This is a genomic window from Pristimantibacillus sp. Z349TD_6, from assembly GCF_056173205.1.
Genome location: NZ_CM149662.1, coordinates 1,854,099 through 1,874,441, shown reverse-complemented (window position 1 = coordinate 1,874,441; position 20,343 = coordinate 1,854,099). Strand labels below are relative to the sequence as shown.

Below are 20,343 nucleotides of genomic sequence, written 5' to 3'. Positions count from 1 at the left end.
ATTTGTAAAGGTTTTATCTATAGACAAAAACAGCCCTCTACCAACGCGGTAAAGGACTGCTTTGTGGAGCGTATAGGAACATATGCGTTCTTACAGCCCGCAAACCAAGCCTGACACGCCACTTTAAGAACCTATATGCTCTTAAACGCTCCCATCGATGAGTTACTCCCCCACCATTGGAGCCGCCCCTCTACTCTCTATTCCACCGTCAAACAAAAAACGAGGTGGACAAATCTCCACCTCGCATCCAAACCCATTAAAATATTTTCCGACCAGCCGCATCGGCAATGCCCGATTTACGGTAGAAATACGTATTGATCACGTCGCGCCAATGCTTCGCATGATCAGCTTGAAAGGCCAATCGCTCAGCGACATGCGCAAACCTTGCTTCATCGATTTTGCCGGCCAAACCAGCCCAATCCCGCAACATCTGATCAGCTTCCTCCGCACCCGCAAAATGGGTATCGTAGATATGCTGAATGACCGTCTTGCCAGTATGGAGTAAATGGGTATAAGGCACATGATGGAAAAATAACAGCAGCTCGTCTGGACAAGTGTCCAAACTATCATACTGCGAACGGTTTGGTTCATTATACTGTGCCGTATATCCTGTTCCACTCGCCTGCGTCCGGTCAACGCCGATACCGTCACGATCTGCAAAATGGTAGGTTCCCCATCTTGAATACTCGTAGCCATCGACATCCGGACCAAAATGATGGTTAGGCGTGATCATCCAGCCTACGCCAAGCGGCGCCGTATAGCTTTCATATAACAGCCACGACTTCATCAGCATGTCACCGATTGCTAAAGCTATCTCAGGATCATTGCCAAACGTTGCGGCTATCCACTCGTGCGAAATCTCCTCGGCTGTTAAAGCCGGGTTCCACACTAGCCGGCCATATCCGTAAAGATTGGCTTGTGCGAGAATATGCCCTGTCCAGCTCTCTTCATTCCCAATATTGCTTACTGCTGCAATTCCGCTATATTTCATGCCGTATAATGTACCATCCACCACTCGCTTAACTTCAGTCGATGCACCTTCCGCATAAGTATCGAAATCCATTACCTGCTTCCACTGCGGGACGAGATAGCAAAGATGCTTCTGTTGACCGGTATATTCTTGCGTGATCTGGAACTCCATCATCTGGTTCGTTTTCTTCATCGCGCCAAACAACGGGGATACGGGCTCGCGAACCTGAAAGTCCATCGGTCCATTCTTAATTTGTAGAATGACATTATTCCGAAAACGACCATCGAGCGGTTTAAAATGGTCAAATGCCGCACGCGCTCGATCGATCTTCCGATCACGCCAATCCTGCATGCAGTCATAAACGAAGCAGCGCCAAATGACGATGCCATCGTGAGCTTCCAGCGCTTCAGCAAGCATATTCGCTCCATCTGCATGGTCGCGTCCATAAGCAAATGGCCCCGGCCGATGCTCAGAATCTGCCTTCACCACAAAACCACCGAAGTCAGGAATGAACGCGTAAATCCGTTCAGCCGTTTCCTTCCACCACTGCTTCACACCAGCATCCAGCGGATCCGCAGTGGCCAGACCTCCGATTTGCAGAGGAGCAGCAAAGTTAACGCTTAGAAACAGCGTAATTCCGTACCTGCGGAAAATGTCTGCAATAACCGCAACAGCAGGAAGCTTTTCCTCTGTGATGAACATCGTTTCAATCGCATGAACATTCACATTATTGATAGAAATCGCATTGAGGCCAACGGATGCGAGCATTCTTGCATAATCGTTTATTCGATTAAATTCACTCGTTATTTCTCCATTTTGATAAAAAATAGACTGTCCTGCATACCCTCGCTCTACCGAACCATCAGCATTATCCCACTGATTAATCATTCGAAGCGACATGGCTGGAGACTCCTCGACATTCAGTTCTTTCACTGGCTTACCGGCGCCTAATAGACGCAGTAAATGAAATACACCATATAATACGGCTGTATCTGATCCGCCGACAAGAGATAAATTGCCATGGCCTTGCTGAGAGCTGTACCGCAGCATATATCCCGCTTTCGACGGCTCCCATCTATCAGAATCCATCAATACGGAATCCACCATAATATGAAGAAAGCCAGCCGTCGCAGGCTCAGCCCGCTCCTTTACTGCCGGGATTATGCCGATTAAGGCATGAATACCATGCTGCAGCTCCTTGATTGCCGTTTCCAAAACGCCAGTCGCCACGCCACTAAAGACGATCTGACCAAAAAGAGCCGAATACTCCTTTTTTAAATGCAAATCCTCTATCCGCTGAGGATTCAGCCAAGCCTTATACGTGTGACTGTCCATTTATTAACGTGCCTCCTTGTAAGCTGGCTCAGAGAGATGAGTGCTGCTTCATGACGCGCCAGAACGAACCTTTTGGCTCATGGTTCTCATCAAATAGCATTGGCCAATTTTTCCGTCCACGTACAGGAAAATCACTAAGCCACGTATAATCATCCGCCGCTCCCCAGAACGTAACCGCATCAATATGATTGCGATATTCCGTCAGCAAATGAAAGACAGCCTCATATCGTTTCTCCTGCAGCTCCAGCATTTCTTCAGTAGGCTTTGCTAAGTCGGTTCGTACATCATCATGGCGGAACATCGATATATCAAGCTCTGTTAATTGCAGTCTTAGGCCAAGTGAAGCGTACTTCTCGATAGCAGCCCGTATTTCATCTAAATGAGGATGATATAAGCTCCAATGCGCTTGAAGGCCAACGCCATGAATCGGAACATCCTGCTCGAGCAGCGATTTAACCAATTGATAGATTTTATCGCGTTTCAGAGGGTTCGACTCATTATAATCATTGTAGAAAAGCTGAGCTTTAGGATCTGCTTCATGTGTGAATTCAAACGCTTTTGCAATATAGTCCACTCCGGCGATATCCAGCCATTTGGTTGGACGCAGCATAGCTGCGCCTTCGTCAGAAATGACTTCATTTACGACGTCCCATGCATAAATATCATCTTTATAACGGCCAACAACAGTATGAATATGCGATTTCAATCGATCCAAAAGCTTCTCGCGGCTAACCGAGCTGCCATTCGTTTCTTCAAACAGCCAATCGGATGTCTGATTATGCCAAACCAGTGTATGCCCTCTCATTTTTTTCCCATGCTCTCTTGCAAATGCGACGATTTTGTCTGCCTCTTCGAACGTATAGGTATCTTCGGAAGGGTGCAAGCTAACAAATTTCATTTCATTCTCAGCAGTCAAGCTGTTAAAATGGGTGGCTATGAGATCGCGAGCCTGAACAATCGTACGCGGATTAACTGCTGCGCCTATATCAAATGAATCTTTAAATGCTTCGTATAACTTAGGAATAGAACTGGCTGCATGGCTTTTCATCTTATTTCCCCCTGTCTATTAACCTTTCACGCCGCCTACGGTCATACCTTTTACAAAGTATTTCTGTAGAAACGGATATACCATAATGATCGGCAAGGAAGCCACAATCGTCATCGTTGCCCGGATGGCGAACGGCGTTACTGTATTGGCTCCTGAATTGCCGGCATTGGCGAACGCATCGCCCGCCGTCTTCGTCGTCAAGGAAGCATTGGAGTTTTGCAGAATTTTTTGCAGCTCATACTGCAGCGTACTGAGATCGATATTCGAGGAATTGTACAAGAACACGTCAAACCACTGGTTCCACTGATACACTGCCGAGAAAAGCGCAACAGTCGCGAGCACAGGAACGCAAAGCGGCAGGACGATGCTGTAAAACATTTTAAAATCGCCGGCTCCGTCTATTCTCGCAGACTCCAAAATGCTCTCAGGCAGCCCTTCAATAAAGGAACGAATAATGATTAAGTTGAATACACCGATCAAACCTGGGAAGATGTATACCCAGAAGTTGTTAAGCAAACCCAAATCACGGATCAATAGAAAGTTTGGAATGAGCCCGCCGTTAAAATACATCGTCAAAATGAACGCAATCGTCACGAATTTCCTAAGCACATACTCTTGTCGAGTAATCGTGTAAGCCACCATCGCTGAACAAAAGACAGTAGCTATCGTTCCAATCACCGTTCGAAGGATGGAAATTAGCGTCGCATGAAAAATCGTTGCTTCCCTAAGTACGTAGCTATAATTGTCCAGTGTCCATATCCTCGGCAGCAAATAAATACCGCCCTTAATCGAATCCGTCGCATTGTTGAGCGATACGGCGGCTGTATTCAAGAAAGGATATAAGGTCACAACCATCAGTAAAGTAAGAAATATATAATTGCAAATATCAAATATGAGATCGCCGCGTGATGAGCGGATGCGGCTTGGTTTGTTTGATACAGCTTCCGATGCCGAATGACTCATGTTGTACCCCTCCCTCTAAAACAGTCTGGACTCGCCCATACGTTTTGCAAGATTGTTCGCTGCGAACAATAAAATAAAGCTGATAATGGTTTTAAACATGCCCGCTGCAATTGATAGCGAGTAGTTGCCTTGCGCAATCCCGTATTTAAGAACAAATATGTCAAGGTTTTCGGAAAAATCGACGTTCATGCCGTTCCCCAGCAAATACTGCGGCTCGAAGCCCGATTCCAGCAAATACCCGATATTCATAATGAGCAATACGATAATAACCGGTTTGATACCCGGAAGCGTTACATACCACATCCGTTTAATTCGGCCTGCTCCATCCATCTCTGCTGCTTCATATTGCGCAGGGTCAATCATCGTCATTGCCGCTAGGTAGACGATTGTATTCCAGCCTACATCTTTCCATACAGAGCTTGCTCCAAAAATGGTCCAAAATTGCTCGGGTATACCGAGAAATAATATTTCCTCGCCTTTTTCCACAAAGCCGGTCCAAAGCAGCATTTGATTGATGATGCCATCTGGAGATAACGTTGTTTGAATAATGCTTGCCGCAACTACCCAAGAAATGAAATGGGGCAAATAACTGACCGTTTGAACAATGCGTTTAAAAGCAACCTTCCTGACCTCATTTAACAACAAAGCGAGTGTGATTGCCGTAACGAAGCCGAGAACCAGATTGATTCCGCTCATCGCCACCGTATTTCTCAAGACACGAATAAACCGTTCGTCTTCGAACAAAAATTTAAAATGATCAAACCCGATCCATTTCTGCTCACTGAAGCTTTTCGCTGGCTTATAGGCTTGAAAGGCGATCGTCCACCCCCATAGAGGCATATATTTAAAAATAAACAACCACGCTAGAAACGGTACAGACATAAGAACAAGCACTCGTTGCTCAATGAGCTTTTTTGCAAAATTCTTCAGTCCCGACGGCTTCTTAGGCAGCACCAGGTTTGACGATGACATATCGGGCTTATGTTCCATCTTGAATCTCTCCTTCCGGACTGAATGATGCTGGATAGCAAGCAAAACGTTTTCGGCGACCTCTGGACGCTGAAGCAGCTTTGACGGAGAAATATAAGCCTTTTATAAGCTAACAAACTTATAAATTCTTATATTTAAAGAAAGGCCGGCATTTTGCATCCGCAAACCGGCCTTTCACCGTTCCTTCTATATTATTGCTTGGATGCTTCGATCAATTTTTTTACTTCATCTGTTGTCCATTTCTCGTAAGCAGCCGTATCGAGCTTGCCGAATGCATTTGTGTACTCTGTCCATACTTTTTCAAAGTCTGCTGACTTTGCAAGGACAAGCTTAGGGAAATATTTTTTCGTAAGCTCATCTTTTTTCGTTTCCCAAATTTGCTGCGGAGAACCTTGCTCTTTCGCGATGCCCCAAGCCGGGTACCATGGACGATCATCTGGAGCAGCGAACAACTCGGCATATGTTTTAACGCCGTATTTATCAAGAATGAGTTTATCGCCTTCCGTCAAGCCCATTTGGAATACTTCAGGCTGTGTACCAGGAGCAACCGAATTTCCGTCTGGAAGCGAGGAACCATTTCCATACAAAGGCCAGTTCCATGAATAATATTTAAAGCCGAATGATACGTTGAAATCTTCGTTGATTTTCGCGATTTGTTCAGCTGTACGATACATACGGCCCTTATCGTCTACTTCATACGTTTCGCCTTTAATGCCCCATCTTTGAAGAATTTGGTTCTCGTCTGTCAACAAATTATCCAAGTATTGAATAATGCGAACCGAATCTTTCGCGCTTACAGTAATACCCAAACCACGGTTTTTAACAAAACCTGGAGGATCTAAATATTGATCCTTCTGTCCGTCGAATGTAACTGGAAGTGGGAAATAAACAAAATCGTCCTGTGCTGGATCTACCTTAGCAGCGTCCCTAAGTGCAGCTTGCGCATTGTTAAACTGCCATCCATAGTCGAAGAAACCTACTACCTTATGCGAAGTCAATTTCGCCAAATATTGATCGTAATTGTCTACGAAAGATGCTTTATCGAAATAACCGCCAGTATTCATATCATTCAGCTTCTGCAACCAACGTTTTGTGTTGTCATCTGCTGCATAGGTTTTTGCTTCAAACGTGTTCATATCCACGATGACGTTTCCGTCATTCGGGTAACCTGCCAAGTGGTTTGGAGGGTTGGAAGTTGCGAAAAATCTCCAGTCATGTGTTAAAGAAACGATACCTGTCAAATCTTCATCTTTATGCTTGTCTACGAAGTTTTTAATTAAATCCATGTAAGCATCAAGAGTTGTAACTTTTGGATACCCTGCTTCTTTCAAAACACGTCTTTGAACCCAGAAAGCACCTTGGTTAATATTCGGATCTGGAATATATTCGCCTACTGTGTTGGAAAACGGCAGGAAGTAGATTTTTCCATCTGCAGCTCTCATTTGGTTGAAATATTTACCGTATACACGCTTGATGTTCGGACCATGTTCTTCAATCAGGTCGTCCAATGGAATAAACGCACCCGCTTCAAGAATTTTGTCTATTGCTGCATCCGGAATCATAACATCTGGATAAGCGTTGGATGCGATCATCGTTCCGACCTTCGTGTTCAGATCGCCAACCAAATGCTCGATTTTAAAGTTAACACCCGTTTGATCCTCCAAAATTTTACCAATCGTCGTCTCGTTGCTGTTAATGTCCTTAGCTGCTGCAACACCATTGAAATAAGAAAAAGTAACTTTTTCAACCGGCTTATCTGTTTCTTTCCCTTCACTTGCAGTATTTGCAGGAGTGTTCGTGCTGTTAGTTGGCTTTGCTTCTCCGCCATTGCCGCTGTTCGAGCATGCAGCAGTAAAGATCATAAAGGCAGTCATACAAGTCAATAATATTTTCTTTTTCACTTTCCCCAGCCCCTTTCGAGTGCAACTTATTTTGTAAGCACTTTCATTATAAGTAATTCAAAATACTTTGTTTACCCAATAAACTATAGTTCAAACTTTAAAAAACATATACGATATTCGTTTTACGGGCATCTCATATTTCAACAGGAACTGCAACCCGAATAAATGTACCTTGTCCAGGCTCACTCTCAATTAATAGTTGAAAACGATCACCATAAATCAGTTTCAAGCGATAAATAACGTTTTGAACGCCAATTCTTTCGCCCAGCTCTTCGTCGCTTTCCAAATAGCCATAAAACTGTTTTACTTTTTGTTCATCCATGCCAATCCCATTATCTCTGATCGAGAAAATTAACGTGTCCGCCTCGCGTTCAACTTGGACCTGAATGCTGCCTCCATGTCTTAGCGGCTCAATACCATGGATGCTGGCATTTTCTACGAAAGGCAAAAACATCATTTTGGGTACCATGCACTCTTTAGCAGCAGGATCTATGTGGATGTCGTAATTCATCCGATCTTCAAATCGATATTTCTGAATTTCGAGGAAACACAAAATAAATTCAATTTCCTCACTAACCATAACGCGGTCTTTGCCCCAAGTGAGCGAGGTTCTAAATATTTTCGCCATATTATGAATGATCTTGGCCGTCTCCATCTCGTCCTTAATCAAGCTTCGCATTCGAATCGTTTCCAGCGCATTAAATAGAAAATGAGGATTGATTTGGCTTTGCAGCGCATTCAGCTGCGCTTTCCTCCGTTCGAGCTCTAATGTTTTGGTCTGAATGTCCGCGATATACACATCATCAATCAAGCTTTTCACTTGTATCGTCATCCGATTGAATTCGCTCGTTAATTGTCCGATTTCATCCAGGGATTCACCCTGCTTAATCGTATCGAAGTTCTGGTTTTTCACTTTTTTCATATGCTGCAAAATGCGAACCAACCGCTCGTGCAGTGAACGTGAAATCCATAATATAATCAGCGTTGGGATGAAAATATTTAAACAGGCCAGCACAAAAACAAATTCTCTAGACTGCCTTACGTCCTTCAGCACCTCTTCCTCCGAAATCGTCCCTACAATGCGCCAATTTTCCAAATAACTCACATAGGAATTCGTTGAAGGAAATTGGATGGAATCCTTTGGAAAAACCAATTCATCAAACGATACCGGTTTTCCGCTCCAGTCCACCTCAGGGTCTGTCGTATACTCCACATGACCTTTATCATCAATTAAATAAATGTTGCCTTGCAGGTTCTGATTTCGAAATATTTGGTCAATCGTGCTCGTTTTCAAGTCGATTTTCAAATACTTTTGCCATTTATTTTTAGATTCAAAATAATTCATTTCACGGATAATGCTGAATGTATTCCGCTTGTCCGCGCCATCGCTTTTTAGATATAAATCCTCCTGCTGCGTTCGGATGAAGATTGGGTAAGAATTGTTTCTTTCCTTCAACAATTGATACCAGTCAGACTGCTTAATTTCGTTTGATAAATAACCAACGCCGCCTGAATGCAGCATTGTTGGATTTTCCACGAAAATTTTTATGCTTTGAATGGAGGCATAAACAGGAGTATAGCTATTCAAAATTCTCCGGAAATACGTATCATAAGCTTCAACATAAGCAGCCGGTTCTTGATAGTCCGTCTCTAAAATTTCGTTTAAATTGTAATCGGTATAAAACACAGCGGAAATGGTCACGGCATCCTCGACTTCGGCGCGGAATTCGTTGTTGATCTGTTCTACTGCTCGTGTAATATCTTTCATCCGTTGATTTCTCACATTATCCGTCGTCACATTATAAAAAATAACGTTGGTTAACACGATTGGAAGAAACACCGAAAAGATATAAAGGATGAGCAGCTTATTCCGCAGACGAACATTGTTGAGACTTAGGCTCAGCTTCACGGATATTCTCCTTTTCTTGTGATAACGGATGGTTTAAGAAACTACGCCTACAAGAGCTTATTTCGGTATTCTGTAGGAGTCATATGCTCGATCTTCTCGAATTGCGTAACAAAATAATCTGCATTGCTGAAGCCAATTTTCTCCGCAATCTCATATATGCGCATCGTGCGCGATTGTCTCAGCAGCTTTTTGGCCTCATTTACCCTAAGCTGAAGTAAAAATTCATTAAAATAGACGCGGTATGTCTTTTTAAATAATTGGCCTAAATAGACCGGATTGACATAAAATAACGCAGCAATGCTCTTCAAGCTGATGTTTTGCGAATAATTGGCTTCAATATAGCTTTTAATTTTTTGAATATCGCTTTTCAGCTGTTCCTTCCTAAGCTCAGCAATACTTTGCTGACTCTCTTCGATAAATGCATGAAACAGTTTTTTTAGTTCACCGAGCGATAAATTAGAATCATGCCAGTTAAGCAGCGGTCCCAGTGTATGCAAGGAGTTTTCATCCCCCTCCATATTGCGGATCGTTTTCAAAATCCCCATCAAGCATAGCTGGATATTCATCTTAACCGCTTCTGGAGCATATCGTTTCTCGCGAAAATCTATAAACCATTTATCAACAATAGTTTTCACTGCCTCCAGCTGCAGCTCTTCCATTTGCTCCATAAATAAATTAAATTCAGCAGGATCAAACCCGATATAATTGAGCCTCTCCAGCTTTTTTTGATCGAAGCTAACGATGCGATTGTCCTCGTTTATATATTTGTATAAGCTGGCTTCCTTGGCGGTCTTGTACGATTCTCGGATCTCCGACAAATGTTGAACAGCAGAACCTGCGTAAAGAAATACGCCTTTTCCCAAATGTGCATCCAGCGCATCTCGAAAGGCCGTTAACAATCGCTCGAGATCTCCGCCCCATCTTGCCAGCAAATAACTAGGCAGCAAAATCCCGATACGATTGCGATGCTCATTTAAGCAAATGGGCTGATCTGCAGAAGTTATACGCGTAAGCTCTTGTTGAACGAGCTCCTTGAAGCGCGCGTAGGGAACTTTCTCCTCATATGGATGCCAGTTGTAGTTGTCGTTCAGCTCAGCAAGCAAATAATATAAACGATCAGCTTCTCTCAGGTTCAAACGCTGCTCCCAGCCTGCAATGGACGCCTCGCTCGCTTCACCGAGAATGAGTGATTTAATCATTTCACCGCCCAGCAGCCGTTCATTTCTAGCCTGTTCCTCTTGCTGCAGTATTAATTTATCTTTTAATTTGGTCAACGTAGCGGTGAATTCAACGTCATCGACCGGTTTAACAACAAAGTCATGAACGCCATAACGCATCGCTTGCTGGGCATAATTGAAGTCATTGTAACCACTAATGATAATAAAATAAGGTACAGCTATATTTTCCAGCATGACGCATCGAATCAGCTCAAGCCCATCTATGACCGGCATACGAATGTCCGTTATGACCAGCTCAGGCTGCACACGCTTGATCAGTTCAAGCGCATCCTCGCCATTATCAGCTTCCCCTACGATTTGAAAGCCGCAGGTTTCCCAATCGATTAGCTTCATTAAGCCTTTGCGGGTAAATGGTTCATCGTCAACCAGAATTGCACGATGTAAATGCATCAAATTCCTCCTCTTATTAGGGGTTAGACCACTTTAAAAACGGGATCTACAGGCAAGTAATGAACAGGAATAGTAGAATATTTATGGCGAAGCCGATCAGCCAGCAGTTTCATACCCGGCTGCTCGCTTTCGGAATGACCTAGAACAACTAGCGCTTGGTGCCTGCCCAGGTGGACGGCATCCCTTACATACTCTGGCGTCTCCCACTCCGGGCCTTCGCCGTATATGATCAAGTCCAGCTTATAGTTTGCAAATAAAGGAATTGCGTTGTCCCCCCCGCCTCTGTAGCCGGCCAACAATCCAATCCGGCTGCAACTCGTGGATAAATCCCCTACTGTACGCACATAACAGATTCCCAGCTTTTTTTTGATATGCTCGATTACTTGCTCGAGCTTCATCGGTTGAACAGCTACGATTGATGCGGCGGGCAAATGCTCCGTCACATAATCATTCCAATCCAAGGCATCAATAAGCCCCTCCATAATGCCGTCTGGCTCGTACCGATGCCAATAATCGTGAAAGCGATAAATTGCCAATCCTGATTCTTCAATAAATCGGCTTTTAGCCTTATAAATAGGATCGTTCACATAAGTAGATTCCTTGGCATCATGGTGGCTGAAGAAGGTTCCTTCATGCGTAATGATGAGGTTCGCCCCCATTGCGACAGACCATTCGAGCACCTGCTGCGAGGCCATAAACGCAACGACAATGCCCTTGACTTCCGTTTGTGGATTTCCGAACTTTAACGTATCCACGCTGCCTGCAATTGGAGTAACAGGGGCCAATAAATCATCCACAACATTTTGTATTTTTATCATTTTATAGGTGCACCCCTTCAGATTTATTATGACATGTAATTGAATAAAAAGATGAAATAAAGCGTATTCATGTTTAATTAAATTGTAATTTCAAAAAATAAACTGCACAATGTAAAAAGTATAGTGTCAACCCTATAAACTATATATTTTGCAACAAAAATTCTCCACCATCTGCAAGAAACACAGCCTCGAGAAAATCACGTGCAGGTTCGATTTTCAGGCGGCTGACACCATACTTAAAGGTAACGTTGGGAGCTTCATATCCCTTACCTATACTACAAACTAAAAGTATATTATCTTCTTTTGGTTCGAAAATGTGATACTCCATCCACGGAAAGTTCGCTGTGAGCGTCTCACGTAGCTCGTTGAAAATCTTTTTAGCACCTGGATTTTCAACGTGTGTTTCCTTAGAAATGATCCATACCTTCTTTGATGGGTCTGGATCTTTTATAGCATGCTCAATCATGAGCTACAGTCCGATCCTAGAGTCCATGCCCCGCTGTTTAATAAGCCAATTAACGAATGCTCATCATAGATTTTTTCATCCTTGCGCGCGTGATGGATAGTAACTCATCATTTACCTCCAGCACCTCCGGTCGGTGCAGACATGAGAACTAGATGCGGAGAAGTAAAAGAAAAAACGCATCAACGGAAACGGGCGGGACATGAATGGATCATGTCCCGCCCGTTTGATTGCATGTCATTCTAGTTTCCGTTGTTAGCCACCATATCGCCAGCTATTGATTACTTTAATTACTAATTAATTCTTCTAGTTTCTCCTTACTTGGTTTCATTCTCATTCTATAAAGCGCGTATTTAAGATTATGATTTGCTAAATCAATATCCTCTTGAAGTGCGCTCGGGTTTTCGGATACTTCTTTAGCATTTGCAAGAGCATCTAAAAGTTCTGCTTTTCCTGTTTCCAGATAATGATCAAGATTCAGGTTTTGGGAAAATTCAATATGGGCATCAAGCCAAGCTTTATTCACTTCGGGAGAACTTTTCAAAGAAAATTTAGCGTATACGGTAATGCTTGCGGTAATAGCTGTTTCGCTTGTAAATTCATGTTTAAACGTATGGTCATCCAGAAACCAGCCTTCAAATATAAAGCCGCCCAATAATGTTGATGTTGGAAGCTCAGGGATTGTGGCGCCATGTAAAATTCCCGTAATCGGGCTGACCGCGGCTACTGCACTGCCTCCGTTTGAGTTAAAGCTAACCGTATACTTGACCGGCTGAGCTTCTTTCGTATTGTAAACCTCGAATTCGCAAATGCTTGGAAAGTCCCCTTCAGCTTGTACAACAAACAATCGCACTTTTTGGGCTTGTACCGATTCAAACGTAAATACATTAGACCCTTTGGCAAAGCGATCTCCCGTCTTTATTGTTTTCCAATCTGAACCGTCATGGTACTCAAGTCTCCAGTTTCTAATCGTTTTAAGATAATCAAATTCATAAATATCGATTTTGTCAAAAGTGACGACGGATCCAAAATCCACTTCTAGCCACTGGTCATTAAATGCTTTGGCAGCCCATCGACTGTTTTCCCAATCTATACGATCTCCATCAAAAGCCTTGCTAGCCGGATAAAGAGGATCTTCCGAGCTCGCTTGGTATGTTACGCCTGATTGCCTTGCAAGGTTTTCATTCGATTTTGTTCGTATTTGCATCTCGGCTTGTTTATCTTCGGCATATACAGAAAAAAAACTCAAAAAAATCGCTGTCATCAAAATAACAACGGATAGCAACGTGCTAATCATTTTTATTTTCACTGCATTCACTCCCCGTAAATTTGTTCCGAACGTTGGCGGTCACCTATTATACAAGTTATAAAGCACCACAGCTGCCTGCGCCCTGGTTGTCGATCCTTTCGGATCAATTCCACTGCCGGTGCCCGATATGATTCCGTCTCTCACCAATGACGCTACGCTCTCTAATGCATATTGAGATATTTCATCCACATCAGCAAATGAATCTAGATCAGACTTATCCCCTAGGCTAGGCGCTTTTCCTGCAATCTTCAGCGCTCTATCTATCAGTACGATCATATCCTGTCTGCTAATCTCGGATTCCGGATTAAAATGATTGTTTCCTACACCGGATGCCAAGCCAAGCGCCCTGGCTATTGCAATCTGCTTATAATAGTGTGCATCCTCAGCCACATCATGAAAATTATTTTTGGCGTCTGCGCTAAGCTCCAAAGTGTCTACTAACAGCTTCAAGAAGTTTGCTCTTGTTATACTCTTTTCAGGCGAATAGCTAGTTTCACTTGTTCCATTTATGATGCCTTTCGATGCGAGTACCGATATCTGTTTTTCAGCCCATTTAACGTTTGATGTATCGTCAAATGTCTTTTTTACAAAACCTACAGCATAGATTGCATTTGCTTGTCCTGATACTGTAACTGTTCCGGTTGCCGCATCATATTTGCCATTAGCTACAATGGCAATTGAACCGTCTTTCGCCACTTTATATACTACAATATGTTCTGAATCAGCCCGTTCCTTTTCATTTGGAGCATAATTTATGGACACTTTTGCGGTTGCATTTATTTTTTTATTATTTTGCAAAAGTTTCACATCCACAATCGGTCTATCTCCTACAAGTCGCTGTGTCTCCTTAGTCCATTGATTTTTGTCAGAACGACTTATGATTATATCAATCTTGCTGTTTTTATCATTTGCCAGCTCTTTTACGACATGATTCAGTAATGAAACGCTGCCAATTGCTGTCTCCAGCACAATATCAACCTTTTCCTTTGCTGCCGTATCTAAAGGAATGGTTATCGTATATTGTTGTATATCTTCCTTGCTGTTAAGTCGTACTGTTATTTGCTTACTTCCATCTTTTTTGACTTCTGCAGCTTTTATAGCCGCATTCATATCCAGCTCACCGAACTCTACTATTGCATTTCCGTCTTTGTTCGGTTTTAGATTTTCAACAACAATCCCATCTTTCGATATTTCTGGTGTTGATGGTGTCGGTTGTGTCGGTTGTGTTGGCTGTGTTGGCTGTGTCGGTGTATTCTCTACCCATCTCGCATGCAGAGTAATGTTTCCCGTTACTTTGTCCGTTGAAAAATTCCATGCGGTTTTAAATGCCGCTTCTTTATACCAACCGTTAAAGGTATATCCTGTTTTGGCAGGAGTTATAGGTGCCGTGATCGTGCTGCCGCTAGTAACATTGGACAGGTCAGAAACATCGCTGCCGCCATTGCTGTTGAAAGTTACGGTATAGTTGGCTGGCGCTGTCGTCCCCAAACGATCGATTGCTCTTTGTAGTTCGTTTTTTGCCAGATCGATTTCAGTCTGTAATGCATTCACATCAGCTAATATATCCTTCGCTATCGCCAATGCCGCCTGAAATACTCCCCATACTTCGTCAGGCACATCGCCTTGCGCGAGGTCTTCATGTAAGTTATACAAGTGGCTCAATTCCGTCTTATTGCCTGTAAAACTCAATAAATGCACTTTCGCAAGAAGGTTTTCATATACAGCCGTGATTTCTGCTTCGGATGCATCATCCTTCATATAGATGACATATGCTTCTTCCAGCGCATTTTTGATAGCTTCCTTGACCACAGGTACGAGATAGGGATAATCCAGCGTTAATTTTTGTTCTTCAACATAATCGATTAAATCTTTAATCTCCTTTTTGTGCGTAGATGGACTATTAACAGATTCTTCTATTCGGAAAGAATACACCTCTACATAGCTATTCGACGACGCTTGATTTTTGCTGTCCTGCACCTCAATTTCGATTGTGTGCTGACCGCCTCCCAAATGTTCCGAACGGAACAGCAAAGCTCCGGTCTCTCGGCTCGTCGAATACAGATCTACGTTCGTCACATATTGGCCGTCGATATAGACATCGGCAATGCCATGATCGTCGCCGATAACGCCATACCATTCGATGATATTGCCCATAAAGCTGAAGCTGGCCGATGCGCCCGCCACAGTTGAATCGATCGATTTATTGGTAGCTCTCGTCGTCCACGTGCCCTTCTTTACGATAGCCGGGTCGTTTCCGAAGACCGTTGTCACTTTCGGCAGCACTTTGATCGTAATAAGCTTCTCTGCAACGATTGCCCCATTTGATTTGGATTTGGCAATAACATTAACCGTTCCCGTTACCTGATTGGATGTCAGCAACCCGCTGCTGTCGATCGCGGCGAGAGTTGTGGTACTGCCGTTAACATCCCCGACAGACCATTCGACCGACTTGTCGCTTGCGTATTGCGGGATGACCGAAGCCGTCATTTGCATAGACGATGATAATCCCATCTCATGGCTTTCGCTGGAAATAAGCACATTTTTTACAGGATAATCGTCTTCTGGCGGCTGAGTCGTATTGTTATACACTTTAAACGCATCCAATTGCGCCTCTTGGGCTCCGGACTTATACACCACTTTGATTTTATGGAGCCCGTATGGCATATCCGTCTTTTTGTAAGCCTCGAATCGGTTTTGTTCGGGGCTGCCGTTAAAGTCCCCGCTGCCCGTAATCGTGCCCGTCAAGATATCTCCATCGATATAGACGTCCATATTCGCAGACCATGACGCTTTATTGCCGATCACGCCGATGCCGGTACCCATAAACTCAAATTCGACGGACGGCGATGCCTCCGTATTTTTGGAATAGTGGGTGTCGTTGTTATAGTAGCCGCTGTAGACGTTCGGGCCATAGGTCCAGCCGGTATTCTCGGAGTACCTGATCCGGGCGTCGTTATCGTTCACCAACACTTCCGGCTCAGGCTCTGCTTGACGGATCGCTTTCTTCAACGCAAAGAGAGCTTGAATGGTCGAATCCCCGGTCGTGCCTCCCTCCCACATTTTGATGTTAAGCGCTATTGGCACCTTTCTCTCCGATGCGCTCTTTACATTGGCAATCAACGTATTCGTATTGACCGTCAGATCAATCGTTTCGTTCTGGCTCGTAATGCCCCAGTTGTCGTTATTCAGCATCGGCATCCCCACTTGCTGCAGGCCTGCTTCTCTGCCCACCTGGAATATACCGTTCGCCGTAGGCTCCGTAATGTCTCCCCAAGTGCCTTCGCCAAAAATCATATCTTGGAACTCAGTGATCTTCGTCCCTTCCCAGGAATTATAAGATACAATCCGATTCGGATTGCCCGCCTTCGTCGCGAGGGCCATTCTCTCGAACGGTGCAGGATAATAGACGCAGCCATCGTCGAAAAACCAGCCGTCCAAATTCGTTCCCAGAGTTGTGCCTATTTCCTTAACGACTTTTTCCCAGTTATTAATAAATGTGCTGCGATCTCCGACTCCGTATTTCGTAAAATCGTTCGGCCAATTTTGTTTCGACTTCCAAGCCGGCTCCTGCTGAATACCTTGGTGGTAATACAAATAAAAGTCGATGCCTCTGGCCTTGGCTGCAGCTGCGATTTCACCCACCAAATTGCGTTCCGTCGTTAGCGAAGAATCGCCCATAATGTCATCTACCGCCTGCACAGGCATTTGCATTCTGTACTGCCACCATGTAATCGACCAGATGACGAAGCTTGTGCCCGTATCTTCCAACATGTCCACAAACGCTTCGACATCAAAATCATTTGTGGAATCTTCCGCGTTCTTTTTCGATCCGAATTGCGGGTACCCCCATGTGCCGTACTGAAAAAACAAACCGTAGCCGGAATTGCCAAATTTGGCCCGTTGCTCGCTTCCCGCGGCTTTATAAGAGGCTGCTCTGTCCAAGTATGCCGCCTTGTCGGAAAGGCGGATCATATCAAGCCCCTTAATGGAAATATTCTGATTGGTGCTCGTCACCTTCGTAAGCGTGATCGTGCTTTCCCCCGGCGGGATTTGCAGTGCGCCGACTTCCGCTACTTCCCAACCATTGTGCTCTTTGGTGAAATTCGTTTCGGTAAAGGATTGATTTTGCTTAACAGTCAGTTTGAACTGCGTACCCGCCGTTGCTTTCAAATGCAGCCAAGCAAAATAATCGGTTGTTTCGTTCAAATCCGAACGCACAGTCCATTTCAAATAGTCGCTGCTTCTTTCACCAAAATTGTTGATCCAAAAATATTTCGGCACCCCGGCGTTAAATATGGTGATCGCATCGTCCCGTTCCGCCGCCGCCGCCGGCAGCATCTCCAAATTATCGATCGTTTTTGCCGGGTTAAGCACAAACGTTCCGCCTTGCTGGGCTTGTGCCGACACATTCACCGCCGGCAGGAAAGGAAGTGCCAAGACTAACGCCAATACCATCGCCAACCACTTTTTTGCTCTCATTTTTCATTTGCCTCCCTCTTATTTTTCACTCATGATAGAAGCTGATCCTTTATGGCATAACGGTTTCACCTCCTTTTTGCAAATTAGAAAGCGCTTACATTTAATGCCATTAAAGTCCCCACTTAATAGTATTAAGCAGGGTTAAGGTGAGAACGTCTCAATGCTTGGCCTTCGCGCAGATAGGACATGGGTTCCGTTATTTCAAAAAATATGGCCTCGTCACCACCTTCAGCGGACATCCATTCCGTTATTCCAATGAAATACGGGTTCGATCTTATGAAATACCCTCGTTATCGGAACGGATGTCCGGATTCAATCGGGAACGGGTAGATTGACTCGTAATAACGGATCAGATGTCCGCATCTTCCTCTCCTAAGTATCCGAGTCAGCCAAAGTCAGGGAAGTCATCTTCCAAGCCGAATTGATCCATCGGAAAGTTGCGGAATCCAAGCGCCAACGCGGGGGATTCCGGTCTAACGCGATAATCGCCTCCCTCGGGATCGATGAACAACGGGGCGCCAAATACGGAATGGACGTCCCAACCCATCGCTTGCCAATCGGACCATTCGTACGTCTCGGTCCGGCTCCCTAACGGACGATAATGAACTCTAGCAAGAAAACGTCCCACATCGTTGTAGAATACATTGCCATCCAGTTCCCGCACCCACGCGCCATGAACGGGAGGGCCGATGAACTCATACAATACGCCTTTGGACACGCCTTTCTGGAAATCGATGTCGACCTCGGGGTTGTCCCATTCGCTGTCCGCGACGACGATGTTCCGGATGAACCGGTCGCTGTTCCCCTCGTATCCGATATGGATGCCGGGAGGATTGGCCCCGTTCACGAAAATATTGTTTTCGACCGTTCGGTGATCGCCTTCCCGCAGTTTAATCGATACGCCGATGCACAAGTTTTCCCGCACGACGTAATTGGAAGAGCCGTCATCCAGGTCGATGCCCCATCCTTTGCGATCGCGGAACCGATTGTTGCGGATGACGACCGGCTTCCTGGCATCCAGACAAACATCCCCGGCGCCATGCGACGCTGGTCCGTGGGATTGGGACATGCACCAGAATCGGTCTCGTCCCCATGAATTGAAGGGGCCGTGATCCCCAGTCTCCCTAACCGTGTCGTAGATATCGTTAAACTCAATGACGTGCCCGCCCCAAGTGCCGTCGTTTATGCAGATAGCAGCTCGCGGCAGCCGGAATATTTCGTTATGGCTGACGATATTGTCCCGGCTGACCGAGATGAACACGCCGGCTGTCTGCTTCCCGTATACGCCGATATCGTGGATTTTGTTGTTGCTGACCGTAATTTCGGCAGGGTAAGCATGCTGGCTACCGAGCGTGAGCGGCTTCGAGCCGACCAGACAAATGCCGCTTTCTCCGATGTCATGCATCCAGCAGCCATGTACCCGGTTCCCCCGGTTGTACAGGCTCATGAACACGGCATTTCCACCCACGGCGTCGAAGCGGCAATACGCGATTTCGCAATGCTCCGCCCCTTCCAGTAAGACGGCTCCTCCTCGATGGATCGTCCAGTCTCCAAGCGATGGCGCCTCGTAAGTTTGAAGGTAAGTCGGTGCCGCATGCCTGAAGGCTAGTCCGATAAACGATACATGCCGAACGGGATTCCGTTGCGTTCCCCTGCATAAGACGATACCATCCAAGACCGGCACTTCCACGACGGCAGCACGGAGATCGAGGCCGACAGGCGGATAATAATAGAGATGTCCACATTCCCGGTCCGCATACCATTCGCCCGGCGCATCCAGCTCCTCGAACACGTTCTCGATGTAATAATCGGAACGCTCGTCGATGCCGGTGCCATCGGCCCCTTGCATAATGTCGTTAATCTGATTGCCGCCGTCGCCGAGACGTATGAAGCCCGCTTCACGGTCGACTTTTTTCACGCGCCATTGCAGGTTGCCCCATCTGTTTTTGCCGAAGATGTGTACGACCGCATCTTCCGGATGAGCCCAATCCTTGCCGGTAAATGTGGCGGGGTCGAAGGCGAATTCGGCATGAGGCCACGTGGCCGGTTCATGGAGAGGACGCAAATAAGCAGGTTCGCCATTTAAGGTATTCGGATAGCGTGCCCGTATCTGCCTCGCGCCGTTCACGTACAGCTCGGTGAACAAGCTCTCCTTCGAGACGCCTCGCCACTCCGGGATTTCGCATACCCAGATGCCGTCCCGGTACGGCTCCCATTTCCCGTGAAGCCGCATGCCTCCGCTAATGACGGGACGCTCGCCAGGGTAGGCCCGGTAGCGAATCGGAGCTTCTTCCGTCCCGGAATCCTCCGCCGTCAGCGCGAACGTCACGCCCACGTAATGTGTGCCTTCCCGCAGCCATACCGTTGCCGAGCGCACCCCCGCGGTTCCCGTACTTCTAAGTTCCCTTCTTGCCCGGTCCAAGGTGGCGAACGGCTCTCTCTCCGTTCCCGGAGCGCGGTCGTCCCCATGCAGGCTAACGTAATAATTGACCTGCGTCTGTTCTTCCTGTCGCATTGTTCCATCCTCCTA

General features: G+C 45.5%; 12 protein-coding genes. All 12 read right to left on the bottom strand.

Features of this window, described 5'->3' with window-relative positions; genetic code table 11:
• Positions 1–256 precede the first annotated feature (256 nt).
• Positions 257–2,305: an alpha-glucuronidase family glycosyl hydrolase gene (locus tag AC0VYE_RS08070; protein WP_475447160.1), complete on the bottom strand. Its 2,049-nt coding sequence runs from the start codon at positions 2,303–2,305 to the stop codon at positions 257–259.
• Between the two features lie 28 nt (positions 2,306–2,333).
• Positions 2,334–3,353: an endo-1,4-beta-xylanase gene (locus AC0VYE_RS08065; RefSeq protein WP_475447159.1), complete on the bottom strand. Its 1,020-nt coding sequence runs from the start codon at positions 3,351–3,353 to the stop codon at positions 2,334–2,336.
• 18 nt (positions 3,354–3,371) lie between these two features.
• Positions 3,372–4,316, bottom strand: coding sequence for a carbohydrate ABC transporter permease (locus AC0VYE_RS08060; RefSeq protein ID WP_076267948.1), 945 nt, complete (start codon positions 4,314–4,316; stop codon positions 3,372–3,374).
• A 15-nt stretch (positions 4,317–4,331) separates the two neighbouring features.
• The gene (locus AC0VYE_RS08055; RefSeq protein WP_076267949.1) at positions 4,332–5,306 is read right to left on the bottom strand and encodes an ABC transporter permease; all 975 of its coding nucleotides are present in this window, start codon (positions 5,304–5,306) and stop codon (positions 4,332–4,334) included.
• Between the two features lie 191 nt (positions 5,307–5,497).
• On the bottom strand, positions 5,498–7,207 hold the full coding sequence (locus tag AC0VYE_RS08050; protein WP_475447156.1) for a type 2 periplasmic-binding domain-containing protein: 1,710 nt from the start codon (positions 7,205–7,207) through the stop codon (positions 5,498–5,500).
• A 133-nt stretch (positions 7,208–7,340) separates the two neighbouring features.
• On the bottom strand, positions 7,341–9,116 hold the full coding sequence (locus AC0VYE_RS08045; protein WP_475447154.1) for a sensor histidine kinase: 1,776 nt from the start codon (positions 9,114–9,116) through the stop codon (positions 7,341–7,343).
• Between the two features lie 47 nt (positions 9,117–9,163).
• Positions 9,164–10,744, bottom strand: coding sequence for a response regulator (locus AC0VYE_RS08040; RefSeq protein ID WP_076267952.1), 1,581 nt, complete (start codon positions 10,742–10,744; stop codon positions 9,164–9,166).
• A gap of 23 nt (positions 10,745–10,767) precedes the next feature.
• Positions 10,768–11,562 (bottom strand): Nif3-like dinuclear metal center hexameric protein, encoded by a 795-nt coding sequence (locus AC0VYE_RS08035; protein ID WP_475447152.1) that lies wholly within the window; start codon positions 11,560–11,562, stop codon positions 10,768–10,770.
• Between the two features lie 139 nt (positions 11,563–11,701).
• Complete coding sequence (locus tag AC0VYE_RS08030) at positions 11,702–12,028, bottom strand: hypothetical protein (RefSeq protein WP_475447150.1); 327 nt, start codon at positions 12,026–12,028, stop codon at positions 11,702–11,704.
• Between the two features lie 283 nt (positions 12,029–12,311).
• Positions 12,312–13,334: a discoidin domain-containing protein gene (locus AC0VYE_RS08025; protein WP_475447148.1), complete on the bottom strand. Its 1,023-nt coding sequence runs from the start codon at positions 13,332–13,334 to the stop codon at positions 12,312–12,314.
• Between the two features lie 39 nt (positions 13,335–13,373).
• Positions 13,374–17,813, bottom strand: a complete 4,440-nt coding sequence (locus AC0VYE_RS08020; protein ID WP_475447146.1) for an S-layer homology domain-containing protein — start codon at positions 17,811–17,813, stop codon at positions 13,374–13,376.
• 385 nt (positions 17,814–18,198) lie between these two features.
• Positions 18,199–20,328, bottom strand: coding sequence for a right-handed parallel beta-helix repeat-containing protein (locus AC0VYE_RS08015; RefSeq protein WP_475447144.1), 2,130 nt, complete (start codon positions 20,326–20,328; stop codon positions 18,199–18,201).
• Between the last annotated feature and the right edge of the window lie 15 nt (positions 20,329–20,343).

Excerpts from the sequence above, each read along its gene's own strand:
- AC0VYE_RS08070 (WP_475447160.1), bottom strand. The coding sequence starts at position 2,305 with ATGGACAGTCACACGTATAAGGCTTGGCTGAATCCTCAGCGGATAGAG.
- AC0VYE_RS08065 (WP_475447159.1), bottom strand. The coding sequence starts at position 3,353 with ATGAAAAGCCATGCAGCCAGTTCTATTCCTAAGTTATACGAAGCATTT.
- AC0VYE_RS08060 (WP_076267948.1), bottom strand. The coding sequence starts at position 4,316 with ATGAGTCATTCGGCATCGGAAGCTGTATCAAACAAACCAAGCCGCATC.
- AC0VYE_RS08055 (WP_076267949.1), bottom strand. The coding sequence starts at position 5,306 with ATGGAACATAAGCCCGATATGTCATCGTCAAACCTGGTGCTGCCTAAG.
- AC0VYE_RS08040 (WP_076267952.1), bottom strand. The coding sequence starts at position 10,744 with ATGCATTTACATCGTGCAATTCTGGTTGACGATGAACCATTTACCCGC.
- AC0VYE_RS08035 (WP_475447152.1), bottom strand. The coding sequence starts at position 11,562 with ATGATAAAAATACAAAATGTTGTGGATGATTTATTGGCCCCTGTTACT.
- AC0VYE_RS08030 (WP_475447150.1), bottom strand. The coding sequence starts at position 12,028 with ATGATTGAGCATGCTATAAAAGATCCAGACCCATCAAAGAAGGTATGG.
- AC0VYE_RS08020 (WP_475447146.1), bottom strand. The coding sequence starts at position 17,813 with ATGAGAGCAAAAAAGTGGTTGGCGATGGTATTGGCGTTAGTCTTGGCA.
- AC0VYE_RS08015 (WP_475447144.1), bottom strand. The coding sequence starts at position 20,328 with ATGCGACAGGAAGAACAGACGCAGGTCAATTATTACGTTAGCCTGCAT.